This window comes from uncultured Methanobrevibacter sp. (assembly GCF_902774605.1).
GTDB lineage: Archaea > Methanobacteriota > Methanobacteria > Methanobacteriales > Methanobacteriaceae > Methanocatella.
The window spans coordinates 15,697-30,913 of record NZ_CACYJE010000002.1 but is presented as its reverse complement, the minus strand read 5'-3'; the positions used below and the strand labels follow the sequence as shown (position 1 = coordinate 30,913).

Here is a 15,217-nt window from a genome sequence, read left to right as displayed (position 1 = left end):
TTTTAATATTGGACAGGTTATTTTATGGATGATAAACCAATGGATAAGCAGGATATTTTAAATGAGCTTGAGGAGCTTCATGCCCTTGACCATGATTATAGTGACGGTAGGATTTTAGGCTCCATGTGCACTGAAGCGCATCCCTTTGCAAAAGAGGTTTTCTGCAAGTTCCTGGACACCAATTTAGGCGATCCGGGTCTTTTCAAGGGAACCAAGCAAATAGAAAACATGGTCATTAAGTCCATTGGTGAATTATTGTCTCTGGATAATGCTTATGGTAATATTGTCACTGGCGGAACAGAAGCCAATCTCATGGCAATCCGAGCCGCAAGGAATCATGCAAGGAAATACAAGGGAATAGTTGACGGTGAAATAATAATTCCAGATTCAGCTCATTTTTCATTTAAAAAAGCAGCCGACATGCTTAACTTAAGGATAGTTGAAGCCAAACTGGATGAGAACTACAAAATAGATGTCGACTCTGTTAGAGAGGCAATCACGGATAAAACAGTTGCAATTGTGGCGATTGCAGGAACCACTGAATTGGGACTGATCGACCCGATTGGGGAAATCTCCAAGATTGCCCATGAAAACAATATTTATTTCCATGTCGACGCTGCATTCGGGGGTTTTTCAATTCCATTTCTAAGGCAGGCCGGATATGACTTGCCCGTTTTTGACTTTTCACTTGAGGGCGTTTGCTCCATAACAGTTGACCCTCATAAGATGGGGCTTGCCCCGATACCAGCAGGTGGAATCATTTTCAGAAAAGAGGAGTACCTTGACGTCATGGCTGTGGATTCACCATACCTGACGGTTAAGACACAATCAACAATTGTTGGAACTCGCCTTGGCGCCTCATCAGCCGCAACTTATGCCGTCATGAAATATTTTGGAAAAGAAGGTTATGTCAAGCTCGCTCAAAGCATGATGGCGAATACAAGATTCCTATCAGGTAATCTGAAGAAACTGGGTTATGAGATTGTCTGCGAGCCTGAATTGAACATAGTGGCATTTAACCATCCTCAAATGGATGCCAATGATTTGGCGCAAAAATTAGAAGAAAGGGGATGGAAGGTTTCCGTTGCCAAATGCCCCGTTGCCATAAGGATAGTCCTTATGAACCACATTAAAAGAAATCATTTGGAAGAGTTGCTGAAAGATTTGGAGGATATATTTTAATCCTCAATGTCCTCAACATACATTAGAGGGTAGTTTAACTCTTCAATGAATTCGATTCTGATTATTGCCAGAACGTCACTCACTCTTGTATGGATTCTAACGTCCAGCATGTCTCCTGTAAGTGAAGTGTAGTCGAATTCGGTCATTGACTTTTCAAGCTTGTCGAATCTGATTTCAACTTCAACCTTTTCGATTGCAGGCTGCAGGCTCAATGATTCTTCCATTGCCTTTTCAAGACTTTCCTTTGTATGCTTATTTACGGGTGTTCCCACGAATTGGTGGAAAAGTGCTCCCATGCTTATTGCACCTTCAAATATTGCTCTTTCACGCTGTGTTATGTTTGAAAAGTATTCCTTGTCAACATCCATTCACATTCCTCCATTTAAAAATATTATCTTGTCATATATCAGTTCTGATGGAATCGGGTTGATGCAGCAATAGAACAATACTGCAGAGATTATCAGCACTGTTGCCAGAATGTATATTCTGTTTTCCTTTGGATAGAAATAGCTGAACGCCAATCCTATTATCAGGAATATTGCAGTGATGATCAGTGCATGTGATTCCTGTGGATTTCTATTGATGATTTCTTCATTGAGGGAAGCTATTTCATTCAAGTCTCCCTGCACTATTAACCTGTTTTCGGTTGATCCAATCGGGTCGCAGGTTATTAGATAGACTTCATCGGCATTGCTTGCTGGTATTTCATATGCCGCCGGCACTATGGTGGTGTTGACGACAGTGTAGTTCAACTCCCCAATTCCGGGCCATTCAACCAGAAACGAATCTCCATGGGACAGTTCATTCAGCCTTAAGAACGGCGAGCCCTGAAGGGTTCTGTGACCGAAAAGAAGTAAGGCTTCCTTTGTTGGAATGTTTTCTCCAGGGTCACTTAAAACACCATAATTCAATGATTCATTATTGATTTTCTCATCAACCCCTATTGATGGGATGATGATTTTGGGAGATTCAATGTTTTTCTCAACGACGCTTTTTGTCGAGAAGTAGTTGACCTCTCCCATTGCATATAATCCGATTATCAATAGGCAAATTATCACGACTAGGGTTGATATGCTAGGCTTGTTCATAGTATCAGTTTTGTCATATCTACTATAATAATTATTTCTTCAATTTTGATATGTTGAGCTGATTTGCGATACCATCCAGTCCGGAGCCTCTGATGTTGGAATGGTCAGTACGATATTGTCCATATTGTTCAGGATGTAGTTGACCTTGTCCTGCGGGGCTTCGATTAAAAGCATGTATTGTGCATCCAAATCCCCCAGGTTGATTTGCCTTTCGTAGTTGGACAGTTTCACCCCATAGCTTTTAAGCATTTCATAAGTCTCATTTTCATCATATCCCTCAACGATCGCTCCCTTGATCATCTCCAAAACGTCAGAGGAGAATGCCTTAGTGTTTTCACGGGGGTTGGTTGCGTTCCCCTTGACTGTCATTTTGGATTTTGAGTACTCGGAATCGATTTCTCCGTTCTCCTCATATCTCATGATTGACAGGACGGTGCATCCGCTTATCTCGGGATTTGTGCTGTTTGAGGTTGTGTTGCCGTCTGTTGAATTGTTGTTGGTGTAGATGTCCACTATGCTTCCTACCCTCACCAGTCCGGCACCGGCCTGCAGCCTTGAAACGAGTATTGGCACTGATACTGTGTCTGGGGTTTCAAACTTGATTTTCGAAAGTGCTGTTGCATCGTTTTCATTGACAATCTTCAGGGCCTCTGAGGTTGGCATTATGGTGTTTTTGCTTTCATTTTCATAAACGGCCATTGTCCGATTGTACTTGTCCTGATTCGCGTTGATCGATTTCTTGTGGAATGATTGCCAGTCCTTTGTGGCGGGCATCAGTATGTTTATCGCATTGATTTCCTCAGGGCTTCTGGCATCGTTGATTTTGTTTTCCAGCATCAATGCGTTGGGGGATGAGGCCAGGCCTCCGGAGTACATGTCGTGCAGTTCGTTGAGTTTGGTTGTTTTTGCTATTGACAGCTGCTCCTGTGCAGGCTCATAAATTATGAAGTAGTATGCGGAAATAACCAGGGTCAATATGATTATTGTGGTTATGATGACTCCGATTTTCCTTTTTTGCTCATCATCGCTTATGCGGGTTGTTTTCGGAGACAGGTACACTCCTAATTTATGGTTTAGTTTTTTCAATGGGGACAGGTCATCCTCATCTTCTTTCTTGTTTGGTTTGGGGAATTCCTGAGCTATCTGGTTTTTCAGTTCATGGGCTTCCTCAAATCCTCTAGGGTGTAATGGATCACGTGGTATGTCGTTCATTTTAGATTACTCCTATATTTTTTTGGTGTGAAATGATGGTTAATTTAATTATTAGGAGTACGGTGTGTCTTATCTTTTAATTAAATTAATTATCAGGTAGTACAAACAGAAAATCAAAAGGATAATTGCCGGAATGTTCACATTGTATATTGCAATGTTGACTGGCAGTATCAACAGGACAATCAGCACTGCGGATATTCCGATCAGTGGCATGTTGTCGAATTTCGGATATCTGATGTTGCTGACCATAAGCAGCGAAACGATGGCGCTCAGCGCCAATGTGACGTATGGGTTGAACAATCCGCTCAGATAATATGTTGCCAGTATGAATGAAATTCCTGGAATTGGGAATCCTATGAAATCCTTGGTGTCAATCTTTCCGGCTATGACGTTGTAGCGGGCCAGTCTTAAGACTCCGCAGATGACTATCATTAGGCCGGCAAGAATTGCTATTGCTTGCAGAATGCTTGGGGTGGTGTTAATGCAGGTGCAGATGAACGCTGCCGGTGCAACTCCGAATGAAACTATATCCGATAATGAATCAATATTTTTCCCGAAGCCTAAACTGTCTTGCCTGTTTGTTTTTCGTGCTACCCAACCATCTATTGAGTCAAATATGATTGCAATTATCATCAGGATTGCGGACAGTTCAAAGTTATGGTTTATTGAACTGATTATTGCTAAGAACCCTGAACTCATATTCAATAGTGATATGATGTCTGATATTGCTATGAAACTCCTGATATTGGTGTTTATGTGACTCATATTTTTAACTCCAGTATTACTTTTTCTTTCATTCTTTATTAATCTTATCTTGCTTTCCGTTGCAATTCATCAATTTAATTTATCTATTGTGTTGTACATGTAATTTTGTATTCTAGTAAATATAATTTTAATGTTTTTTAATTTTTTAAAAGGATTTTAATGTATTTTTATGGTTCAATAAGCGTAATTTACTTTAATAAGGTTATAATGTGGTGTTTTTTCAATTTTTTTAAAAAAACTCCTTTAAAAGATAAAATATATATAATAATATTTTTAATAAATATTAATTGTTAGACTTTAATAGACTGCCGTAAAATTATTCTAGTAAATGTTTTAAATCCAATGTTTTCGAATAATAATGGTTGTTTATCGGGGTAATTAACTTATATTAATATATTGTGAGTAGTTCAATGATAGAAGATAATATACGTGTTCTCAGGCAAGCTGCAAGAATAACCTCTGACGGTTCTCATAAAATACAGAAGGATTGGTGTATTGTTGCAGGAAATGTTGATTTGGTGGATGCCATGGCATATAAGGCTATTGCATCAAATCATAAGGTTAAAATACTGTTCAGGGAGCATGTAATTCTTAAAGAAGGAAAATTAGATAAAAAGTTCGATTTTATCATGCTTTATGGTAACGCTTTGATTCTAAATGACTTTAAAAACGCTGCTCAAAAACAGGGTGGAGCATATATCCAAGTTGCAAGGGATTACTTGTCAAAGGAACCTAACCTAATGGTGCTCGTTGCTCCTGATGATGTAATCAGGAATACCGTATCCGTATTGGAGAAATCGAAAGTGTCTTTTGCAATCATCAAGGAATCTCAAACCACCGGGTTCATAGATATTGATATAAATAATGAGATGAAATTGCCTAATTTCATAAAGTCTGCTTTAAAACCATTTTATAATGCAAATGAAATAGTATTATCTGCAATTTTAATTTCGGTTGAAAAAGATGAGGACGTTGGAAAAGTCCAAAGTATAGCTACATCTAATAGGATATTCGTTATAGATTTTAGAGATATTGTAACGGAGGATTAATCATGAATATTTTTGGAAAGGATGAGGAAGTACCAGTAACTGAAGACACTAAAGTTATTAGTAATAGTTTAGGAATTGATTTAGGAACTTTAAACACTGTAATTGCAAAGCCGTCTGGTGACAAATTCGATTTATATCAAATTCCATCAGTTGTTGCAGTTAAGAAAGATGACCCTTCAGAAGTATTGGCTGTTGGGGAAGAAGCTAAAAAGATGTTGGGAAGGACTCCTGAAGATATTCTTGCAGTAAGGCCTTTGAAGAAGGGTGTTATTGAAAATGTTGTGCAAGCACAGGCATTATTGATAAAGGCCATGCAGATAGGCATAAATGAAGGTGAAACCGTAGGAAGAATCGTTATCGGTATTCCTGGTGATGCATCTGAAGTGGAAAAGAATGCTGCTGAAGAGATAGGAAGGAAAGCCGGTGCACAAAACATTTTAGTGATCAGTGAAGGATTAGCCGCTGCAATCGGTGCAGGATTGCCTATTGCAGAACCTAATGGTACTATGGTTGTGGATATCGGTGCTGGTTCAACTGATATTGTGATCATTTCCCTTGGAGGTATTAATGATATTGAAACCGTTAGATGTGGTGGAGACGACATTGATAATAAGATTGTGGAAATCGTTGCAGAAAAATACGATGTAGCTATTGGTATTCATGATGCGGAATCTGCTAAAATCGAAGTCGGAATGGTTCACTGTTCCGAACAGCTTGAAAACTTAAGTGTTGAAATAATCGGTAAATCTCTAGAAACCAACAGGCCAAAGAAAGTGGTCATCGATTCAATGCTCGTTGCAGATGCGGTGGAGCCATACATGCAGCAAATTGTTGACGGCTTGAATGTGATTCTTGAAAGATTATCTCCTGAATTGATGATGGGAGTTTACAATAATGCAGTTGCTGTTGGAGGAAGTTCCAGACTCCGTGGATTAAAAGAAAGGATTTTCGATGAGATTGGTATACCAATCACAATTTCAGAAGACCCTATGACCGTTGTTGCAAAAGGTACCGCAATCGTTGCTGCTGAACCTTTAGCGTTAGAACCTGAAGTTCGTTTAAGAGCTATGAAATAAATTCATTTTATTTCACTTCTTTTTTTATTTTTCTTTTGATTGCTATGGATATTTTAGGCGTTGATGAAGCGGGCAGAGGTTCTGTTTTGGGACCGCTGGTTGTTGCTGGAGTAATTGTTCCCGAAAAGATGGAGAAGGTTCTTGAAAGAATGGGCGTTAAGGATTCCAAAAGATTAGCTCCCCATCGCCGCACAATACTGTCACGCAAGTTAAGGAAAATGTTTGAATATGATATGATAGTTATTTCCGCTCGCGAGATTGATGAGATGAGGGCGGATGGCATTAATCTCAATGAAATAGAAAAAAATGCCATGGAGGAACTTATTTTAAGATTAAAACCTGAAAAGGCAATTGTCGATGCCGTGGATGTTAAGGCCGAAAGGTTCCAGAACAATCTGCACAATGACACAGGATTCGACATTATTGCAGAGCACAAGGCCGATGACAATTACATTCAGGTAAGCGCCGCATCCATTATCGCTAAGGCTGAAAGGGATGCCCATATTGCTGAAATCAATAAGGAATTCATCAAGCAGGGAGGAATAGGCTCAGGTTATCCTTCAGACCCGACCACCAAGAAATTCCTAACCAACTATACCTATGATGAAATGCCGGACTTTGTGAGAAGGTCATGGAATACCGTGGCTAAAATGAAGTAATCCGCAACTTTTTTTTGATTAATTTTAAGTATATGAATTAATATAAGTATACTTATAAATGATTTTCAAGATAATACTTTAAGAGGATAAAAATGATTATTGAGTATATTACGCCTATTTTTAATGGGATAATGGATATTTTTACTCAGGGGGGAATTATCACTTACATAATTCTTTTCGTTGGTATTTATGGGCTCATTATCGCATTGAGAAAAATAGCATATCTTAGAAAAATTAGTAGAGTTGACACAACCGAAATATTCGGTATTGTCACCGCTTCTATGGAAAGGGGCGGTGCTGTTGAGGCTTTAAAACAAATCAACGGTTTTAAAAATCCTATTTCTAGAATTATTTCAGAAACCTTAAAGATTGGTTATAAGAACAAGACCGAGGTTGAGGAAAGTATGGAGCAGATTTTCATTGTTGAGATGGCAAAGATGACTAAAGGATTAAGCACCATCAAGACACTCACCGAACTTGCTCCGTTCTTAGGTTTGATCGGTACAGTTATCGGTATCTGGATGACTTTCAAGTCATTAGGTGTTCATCCGGATACCGCCGCAATGGCTGAAGGTATCTATGTTGCATTGACCACAACAATCATGGGTCTTTTGGTCGCTATCGTATTATTGCCATTGTACACTTATATTCAAGGACTCATCGAGGCTGAAATGGACAAGATTGAGCTTGCCACAAAAATGACCAACTGGGGTTATGCAGTGGTTAAGGTCAGGGTCGACTCCAATGTGGAGTGCGCCCTTGAAGCGCTCCAGGAGGCTGAGGGAGTCGTCAACACAAGGCTGATTTCCGATCCGTACGCCAACATCAAGGTTTCGTTCAAGCCGAGCATGTTGGATAAGAGTATAGCGAATATTATTTTAGAGAAATGTAATGTTAATGCTGAAATTACTGAAAGCAAACTGAAACAATAGGTGATTAGATGGCGATTGATGTCAAAAAACATAAGAAGAAGTTTTTAGACCAAAAACCAAGTATCAATCTGGTTCCTTTCATTGATATCCTATTCACTATAATGATCTTTTTAGTTGTGACAAGTAACTTTTCAGCTACTGATGTCCAAGCGGACACTGCGGAAGATGTTGACCAGGGCAGCGGAAAACCGAATGTCACTGATGTTTCCGGGGACCAGGAATATTATGTCATGCCTGTTGCCAACCTGCATAAGGTTACCGTCAACGGTCAGGACAGGTCAGACTCGATAGCCGGCAGTGCCGTGGGCGTTCAAGCAAGAGTTATTGATGAAGGACAAGTTACTATCAAGCCTGGTGAAATTGTAATTCAAACACCTCCAGGAATTTCTGTAGATCAAGCTGTCCAACGTCCAGAAGTTTAGAATATTGAGGGATGATGATGTATACAGGGAGAATTTTATCGACTGGGATGAATTGTGATGGTAAACCTTTCGTGGCTTACAGGGTATCAAGTAGGTCATTTCCAAATAGGAGATGTTTGAAATTCGATAACCGTGCAGCTGTAGTGCCTAAGGAAGGTTTTGAAAAGGATATTTATGAGAACACTTATATTACATATAACAGTATCCGTATCGTAAGGGATATGGCTATTGTATCCAACGGTTCTCATACTGACGTTATTGCAGATAAAATCGCATTGGGAATGAATATCAAGGACGCAATTGCCTATTCATTGCTGACCATGGATTATGAGAAAGACGATTACAACACTCCAAGGATTGCGGCTGTGGTAACATCAACTAATAAGAAAGAGGAATACGGCTGTTATGTCGGCATCGCCAACGATAAGAAACTGCTGGTTGAGCAGGTGCCTTTCGGCGACGCGGTATTCATTTCAACTTATGGAAGCCAAGTGCATGACAAGGTTGATTTCGAGGCTAAAACATCCACCGAGGCAGCAAAATATATTTTCGATGAGGGTGTTTTTGCAAATTATGAAAAACCAGTGACTTCTTGTGCTGCTGTTTTTGATGGAGAATGGACCATAGATGTCTATAATCCATAATTTTTCTTTTTTTTAGTATTTTTTCAGATGATTATTATGAGTATTGAATTATTTGGTTTAGAGGATATTCCAATTATTGACGGTAATAGTGATATTTCACTGATTATCAAGGAAGCTATTGAGAAGCAGGGTTGTGGTCTTCATCATGGAGACATCATACTAATTGCTGAGACTTTAATCTCCAAAAGCGAGGAGAATTTCATTGAACTTGAGGAATTGACACCTTCCGATCAGGCAATTGAATTGGCTGAAAAGTCCGGAAAGGACCCTAAGCTGGTTCAGGCGATACTGGACGAATCGAATGAGGTCGTTCGCGTGGGGCCTAATTTCATAATCACCGAAACCAAGCATGGTTTTGTCTGTGCCAATGCAGGAATTGACGAGTCCAATGTTGGTGACGGTCTTGCAACACCTATGCCAAGGGATGCGGATAAATCCGCTGCTGAAATTCGCGAATTCTTGGAAGGTGAATTTGATGAGGAGATTGCAGTCATAATCACAGACACTCAGGGAAGAGCATTCAGGTTCGGCGCAATAGGAACTGCCATAGGATGTTCCGGAATCTCCCCTATATGGAGGCGTGTCGGGGAGAAGGACTTGTACGGCCGTGAATTGGAAACAACTGAAATTGCAACATGCGATGAATTGTCAGCTGCTGCGTCTCTTATCATGGGCCAGGCTGATGAGGGCCTTCCGGTTGTTGTTGTAAGGGGATTCGACAGCTTCGACACTTTAAGGAATGTTGACTCTAACATCAAGTCAGTCTTGATGCCGAAGACTGCTGATGTATTTAGAAAATGAGTGATTCATATGATTACAGTATTATCTGGAGGAACGGGTACTCCAAAATCATTGGAAAATGATTACTTCTCCGGCGTTTACGTCTCCGCTGACATTGACACTGTATTGTACACTATGGCTGACATGATCAATGATGAGTTGTGGTATGGGGTTAAGGATGACACATTCATCACCCATGAGCGCCTTGAGGAAATAGGATGTCCGGAACTGCTCAGGATTGGAGACATTGACCGTGCCACAAAGATTCAAAAGACTCAGCTGATGGAGAGGCATGGACTTAAAAGGGCATGTGAAATCCAGGCCAAGAATATGGGGATTGAATCCAAGGTCATTCCTATGAGCGAGGAGTATTCAGACATTAAGATAGTCACTGACATTGGGGAGTTGGAGTTTCATGACTTTCTAATCAAGCATCAGTCCCAACCTAAGGTGCTTGATGTCAAGTTTTCAAAAGTGAGCCCGACAGAGGGGATAATTGAAACAATCCGGAATTCCCGTGCAGTCATCATTGGCCCATCCAATCCTATCACTTCAATTTCACCGATACTCTCCCTTGAAGGAGTTCGTGAAGCGCTTAAAGACACTTATGTTGTTGCAGTTTCTCCAATCATCGGTTCCAATGCTGTTTCCGGTCCTGCCAGCAAGTTCATGGAGGCATTGAATGTTGAAGTTTCATCAGTTGGTGTTGCACAATTGTACAAAGATTTTTTAGATAATATAGTAATTGATGATAAAGATTCAAGTTTAAATTCGCAATTAAAGCAAATAGTTAATAAGGTAACAATTACAAATACAATAATGAATAGTTTAGATGCTAAGAAAAATTTAGCACAGATAATTATAGATTGTATTCCTTAATGGAAAGAGGCGAATATCATATGATACAAATGACATTAATACAAATTGACAATTACGGTCCTTGGACAGTTACTCCAAGACCTAGAACCGAATCTGACTTACAAATGCTTCAAGCAAGCTTATTTGCTGATTTGAATAATCATTTTGGAAATAAAAAAGGATTAGTTTTCTTCACCAGATTTGATAATCTGCTTGCCATTTCCAATGGTTTGAATGAGGAAGACCATTTAAGAATTCAAAGGTCAATCAGAAACAGGTATCCTATAACCGTAAGTATGGGTGTGGGAGCGGCTGAAACTCCTCATGAAGCACAAAGATTAGCTACCATTGCTCTTCAAAAGGCAGGAAGTGCACAATCCGGCGAGAGGAAAGAAATTTTAGCTATCGACAGTTTGGTTTCAGAAGAGGACAGTTATGTTCAGGCAGCTCACATTGACATTAACAGTGTGACTGAAACATTAACTGACATTGAATCAGCATTCGACACCAGTTTCATGGTCAATAAGGCTCAACATTATCTGATGACCAAACTGATCAAGAAGGGAGCATTGCTGTTCTTCATCGGGGGAGACAATTTCATGTCACCATGCAATGGCCTAAGCGAAAAGGAAATCGAGGAAATCATGGTTGAAATCGATGAGGAAATAGGCATTAAACTTAAAGCAGGTATCGGCAGAGGCAAAAACGCTGAAGATGCAGCTTATATGGCAGATATTGGCCTTGAGGAAATCCGTGCACACAACAATGAAATGTGGACATGGGTAATTGAAAAAGAATACTGAGGATAAAATACTATGTATAAGGTAGTTGCACCGATGGCCGGAATAACCGATGCCAGTTTCCTGAATAAAGTTATTCCATATGGTTTTAATGTAGCTACTTTAGGTGGGTACAGTCTGGACCAGCCTACAATCGATGCAAGCCGGAAAATCATTGAAAGGGGAAGAAAGGAATTTGATTTCCCCGTAAATGAGATTTTCACCCATATTGAAGATGAGGTTAACTCAATTAAGAATCTTCATGATGATGTAAAAGTTTCCGCCAATGTGCGTGCAACAACTCCACAGCCGATTGTTGAAGTGGGGAATATTCCAAATTTGGATATTGTAGAAATTAATTGTCATTGTCGCCAAGAAGAGATTTTAGCTATTGGCTGCGGTCAGGAAATGTTGAATCGTGATGATTTATCTGATTTCATTTCTCAAGTTGTTGACAATGTTGAAAGCGAGGTTTCAGTGAAGATTCGTGCAAATGTAGAGGGGATTGACACTCTGAAAACTGCATCATTGATTGAAGATGCAGGTGCGGATTATTTGCACATTGATGCAATGAAAAAGGGCGCTGATGCAGATTGGGAACTTTTGACTGAAATATGCAATAATGTTAATATTAAGGTTATTGGAAATAACTCAGTGAACTCACGGTCAAATCTTGAAAAGATGATTGAAACCGGAGTTGATGGTTTTTCAATAGCCCGTTCAGTTATTTCAGGGAATTTGGATTTTGATATTTCTAATTTTTAATTTTTTAAAACAATTGTTATTAGTAAATCTTATTAATAGTTTAAAATAAAAATTATTTTAATAGGTGATTTCATGGATTTTATAACACTTAAGAATATTACAAAAACTTTCGACGGTGTTGATGTTCTTAAAGATATTAATTTGAATATTAGTGAAGGAGAGACATTAGGTATATTAGGACGTAGTGGAAGTGGAAAATCAGTTTTAATCAACATGCTTAGGGGAACAAAGGATTATGCGCCGGATGAAGGCAGTATCATAATGAATCTGGCCGTTTGTCCGGACTGTTTGGCTGTTGAATCCCCATCACATGTAGGTGAAAAATGTCACTGTGGCGGAACATACGAAGCTAAGGAAGTGGATTTCTTCAATGCTGAAAGGAAATTATTTGCAAGTATCAAAAGAAGAATTTCCATTATGCTTCAACGTAACTTCGCATTATATGATGAAGAAACAGTGATTGAAAACGTAATGAGGGCAATGCCTGACGATAAGGATTATGAAGAAGGATTGTACTTCGCTTTGGAATTGTTGGAAATGGTTCAGATGAACCATAGGATTACCCATATCGCTCGTGACTTGAGTGGGGGAGAAAAGCAAAGGGTAGTTCTCGCAAGGCAATTGGCTAAAGGCCCAATGATGTTTTTAGCAGATGAACCGACCGGTACATTAGACCCTCAAACTGCTGTAAAACTTCACAATACCTTGAAGGAAGGTGTGAAAGATGAAGGAATCACCATGTTAATCACTTCTCACTGGCCGGAAGTAATGACAGAACTTGCAGACAATGTGATATGGTTGGAAAACGGTCAAATCAAGGAAGAAGGTGAACCACAAGTTGTTGTTGATAAATTCATGGAAACCGTTCCTGTTCCTAAAAAACCGGAAATTCCTGAATTCGGAGAACCTGAAGTTGTCTTGGAAGACGTTAAAAAGCATTACTATTCAATCGAACGTGGTGTGGTTAAGGCGGTTGACGGAATCAGCTTAACCATTAACAAGGAAGAAATATTCGGTATTGTCGGTTTAAGCGGTTCTGGTAAGACAACAACCACTAGAATGCTTATGGGATTGACTGATCCAAGTAGCGGAGACATTGAAATCAAGCTCGGTGACGAATGGATCGACATGACTAAGGTAGGGCCTCTCAACCGTGGACGTATCATGCCTTACATCGGATTATTGCACCAGGAATACTCCCTATATCCTCACAGGACAATCCTGGGTAACTTGACTGATGCTATCAGTTTAAACCTCCCTGCTGAGTTCGGTAAAATCAAGGCTATCGACGCATTGACCACTGTAGGTTTCACAGGCGATGTTGCTGTCAACATTTTGGACAAGTATCCTGACCAATTGAGTGTAGGGGAAAGGCACAGGGTTGCTCTTGCACAGGTTTTAATCAAGGAACCTAAGCTCATCGTTCTAGACGAGCCAACAGGTACAATGGATCCTGTAACAAGAGTTATCGTAACCGACTCCATCCTTAAGGCACGTACTGAATTGGAGCAAACATTCATTATCATTTCCCACGATATGGATTTCGTATTGGATGTATGTGACAGGGCAGCTTTAATGAGGGGAGGAAAACTCCTTGACATAGGCACTCCAGAGGATATTGTTGAACAATTGACTCCAGATGAAAAAGAAGACATGCTTAAGGATAAAAGATAGATCTTCTTTATTCATTCAATCTTTTTTTTATTTCTTTCCAGTTTGGACAGTAAGTGTCCATCAATTTTTTAAATTTTTTTCCGTGATTGAACTCTATCAGGTGACATAGCTCATGTATCATCACGTACTCCAAGCAGATTGGGTCTTTTTTTGCCAGGTTCAGGTTTAACGTTATTCTGCCGTCCTGCTTGCAGTTTCCCCAGTTCTTCATCTTTCGAACGCTAACGCTTTTTGGGGTTCTGCCGACTATTCCTGTGCACTTCTCCAATACTGGAGGTATTGCATTTTTAAGCTCCTGGCGGTAATGCTCGTCAAGAATGCTTTTCCTTTTCTCGATGGTGCTTCTTTTGGGGACCGGGAGGTAGATGATTGATTTTTCCTCGTCGACCAAAACCCTTTTGACATTGTTCTTGATTAGCTGCAGGGTGTATTCCTTTCCCCATATTGTGTGTGTTTCGCCGTTTCTGTATTTCAATGGGGCTTTGATGTTGTTTTCGAGAATCTCTTTCTGCTTCAGTAAAATCCAGTCCTTGTTTGTTTTTATGAAGTTGATGATGTCATTGTTGGACATTATGTGGGGCACTGACAGCTTGACTTCCCCTTCGGGTGGGGTTATGCGAAGATAAACGTTTTTGATGTTTTTTCGGTATAGCGTGATGGGTATGTCCTCGACTAGAATTTTTTCCTTAACCATGTTTTAAGATAGGCGGGTAATCTTTTTAAACCTTATCGGTTTTTGATTAAAATTGTGTTCCATAAAAAAGATTATATATTCAAAGTTAAAATAAATTATATTATTATTTTATATTTACTTAATTATAGAATTGAAAATTATTTTGGAGGCTTATCATGACTTGGGAAGATGCACCGTCTCATATTTGTAGAGGGGGAGATGTAAGAGGACTTGCTTTTTGCTGTCCTCCAGTAAAACCATGCCCAGTTTTAAACGCATTACAGGAAGTTAATTTAACTCCTAGAGAATACATTGAAATCAAAACTCAATTTGCAAAGGAAACCAGATTAGGCGAAGGAGCGGGAACCTGCTTCGGTTCACTTGTATGGTGTTGTAAACCGTCCAAGCCATGCCCGTTAAGAGACATGACATTAAGGAACATGGGCATGAGCCATGACGAGTATTTGGACTTGAAAAAGGAACTGTCCGAAAGATTGGTCGGCGTTAACAAGCCTGACCCTGATGAAAGGGCGGAAGCATTGGCTGAAACATTCAATATATCAAAGCTTGAGGCAATGAATGTTTTGACCGAATGCAATAATGATTTGAGGGCTGCCGTTAAAGTGTTGCATGCCAAATCATTAGAAACTTCTGATTAA

The 15,217-nt window shown here is 39.7% G+C and carries 18 protein-coding genes; 13 read left to right on the top strand and 5 right to left on the bottom strand.

Annotated features, from left to right (window positions below; genetic code table 11):
* The first annotated feature begins 24 nt into the window (after positions 1-24).
* Positions 25-1,182: a tyrosine decarboxylase MfnA gene (gene mfnA / locus QZU77_RS00555; RefSeq protein WP_295598419.1), complete on the top strand. Its 1,158-nt coding sequence runs from the start codon at positions 25-27 to the stop codon at positions 1,180-1,182.
* Here the strand turns inward: mfnA and QZU77_RS00550 are convergent.
* The 4 genes from QZU77_RS00550 to QZU77_RS00535 form a co-directional block, all read right to left on the bottom strand.
* The gene (locus QZU77_RS00550; protein WP_295598416.1) at positions 1,179-1,550 is read right to left on the bottom strand and encodes a dihydroneopterin aldolase family protein; all 372 of its coding nucleotides are present in this window, start codon (positions 1,548-1,550) and stop codon (positions 1,179-1,181) included. The genes mfnA and QZU77_RS00550 overlap by 4 nt on opposite strands.
* Positions 1,551-2,270 carry a sortase gene (locus QZU77_RS00545; protein ID WP_295598413.1) on the bottom strand — a complete coding sequence of 240 codons (720 nt, stop codon included), beginning with the start codon at positions 2,268-2,270 and terminating at the stop codon, positions 1,551-1,553. It abuts the gene before it with no gap.
* Positions 2,271-2,309: 39 nt separating this feature from the next.
* Complete coding sequence (locus QZU77_RS00540; protein ID WP_295598410.1) at positions 2,310-3,482, bottom strand: DUF515 domain-containing protein; 1,173 nt, start codon at positions 3,480-3,482, stop codon at positions 2,310-2,312.
* Positions 3,483-3,551: 69 nt separating this feature from the next.
* On the bottom strand, positions 3,552-4,247 hold the full coding sequence (locus QZU77_RS00535) for an archaetidylserine synthase (RefSeq protein WP_295598407.1): 696 nt from the start codon (positions 4,245-4,247) through the stop codon (positions 3,552-3,554).
* Between the two features lie 398 nt (positions 4,248-4,645).
* Here QZU77_RS00535 and QZU77_RS00530 point away from each other — a divergent pair, with 398 nt between their 5' ends.
* The 11 genes from QZU77_RS00530 to atwA all read left to right on the top strand — a co-directional run bounded on the left by QZU77_RS00530 (position 4,646) and on the right by atwA (position 13,885).
* Positions 4,646-5,296: a hypothetical protein gene (locus QZU77_RS00530; protein WP_295598404.1), complete on the top strand. Its 651-nt coding sequence runs from the start codon at positions 4,646-4,648 to the stop codon at positions 5,294-5,296.
* A gap of 2 nt (positions 5,297-5,298) precedes the next feature.
* On the top strand, positions 5,299-6,372 hold the full coding sequence (locus QZU77_RS00525) for a rod shape-determining protein (protein WP_295598401.1): 1,074 nt from the start codon (positions 5,299-5,301) through the stop codon (positions 6,370-6,372).
* Between the two features lie 44 nt (positions 6,373-6,416).
* A complete protein-coding gene (gene rnhB, locus QZU77_RS00520; protein WP_295598636.1) occupies positions 6,417-7,031 on the top strand; it encodes a ribonuclease HII in 615 nt (204 codons plus the stop codon).
* A gap of 92 nt (positions 7,032-7,123) precedes the next feature.
* Positions 7,124-7,963: a MotA/TolQ/ExbB proton channel family protein gene (locus tag QZU77_RS00515; RefSeq protein ID WP_295598398.1), complete on the top strand. Its 840-nt coding sequence runs from the start codon at positions 7,124-7,126 to the stop codon at positions 7,961-7,963.
* An 8-nt stretch (positions 7,964-7,971) separates the two neighbouring features.
* On the top strand, positions 7,972-8,385 hold the full coding sequence (locus tag QZU77_RS00510) for a biopolymer transporter ExbD (protein ID WP_295598396.1): 414 nt from the start codon (positions 7,972-7,974) through the stop codon (positions 8,383-8,385).
* A gap of 17 nt (positions 8,386-8,402) precedes the next feature.
* Positions 8,403-9,029, top strand: a complete 627-nt coding sequence (locus QZU77_RS00505) for an IMP cyclohydrolase (protein WP_295598393.1) — start codon at positions 8,403-8,405, stop codon at positions 9,027-9,029.
* Positions 9,030-9,056: 27 nt separating this feature from the next.
* On the top strand, positions 9,057-9,830 hold the full coding sequence (locus QZU77_RS00500; RefSeq protein WP_295598390.1) for a coenzyme F420-0:L-glutamate ligase: 774 nt from the start codon (positions 9,057-9,059) through the stop codon (positions 9,828-9,830).
* Between the two features lie 9 nt (positions 9,831-9,839).
* On the top strand, positions 9,840-10,688 hold the full coding sequence (gene cofD / locus QZU77_RS00495) for a 2-phospho-L-lactate transferase (RefSeq protein ID WP_295598387.1): 849 nt from the start codon (positions 9,840-9,842) through the stop codon (positions 10,686-10,688).
* Positions 10,689-10,708: 20 nt separating this feature from the next.
* Positions 10,709-11,470, top strand: coding sequence for a GTP cyclohydrolase III (locus QZU77_RS00490; RefSeq protein WP_295598384.1), 762 nt, complete (start codon positions 10,709-10,711; stop codon positions 11,468-11,470).
* 33 nt (positions 11,471-11,503) lie between these two features.
* On the top strand, positions 11,504-12,211 hold the full coding sequence (locus QZU77_RS00485; RefSeq protein ID WP_366208850.1) for an MJ0144 family RNA dihydrouridine synthase-like protein: 708 nt from the start codon (positions 11,504-11,506) through the stop codon (positions 12,209-12,211).
* Positions 12,212-12,283: 72 nt separating this feature from the next.
* Positions 12,284-13,885, top strand: coding sequence for a methyl coenzyme M reductase system, component A2 (atwA, locus tag QZU77_RS00480; protein WP_295598378.1), 1,602 nt, complete (start codon positions 12,284-12,286; stop codon positions 13,883-13,885).
* Positions 13,886-13,892: 7 nt separating this feature from the next.
* On the opposite strand, the gene QZU77_RS00475 is transcribed toward atwA, so the two are convergent.
* A complete protein-coding gene (locus QZU77_RS00475; RefSeq protein WP_295598375.1) occupies positions 13,893-14,579 on the bottom strand; it encodes a M48 family metallopeptidase in 687 nt (228 codons plus the stop codon).
* 155 nt (positions 14,580-14,734) lie between these two features.
* Between QZU77_RS00475 and QZU77_RS00470 the strand changes: the two genes are divergently transcribed.
* Positions 14,735-15,217, top strand: coding sequence for a methanogenesis marker 9 domain-containing protein (locus QZU77_RS00470; protein WP_295598372.1), 483 nt, complete (start codon positions 14,735-14,737; stop codon positions 15,215-15,217).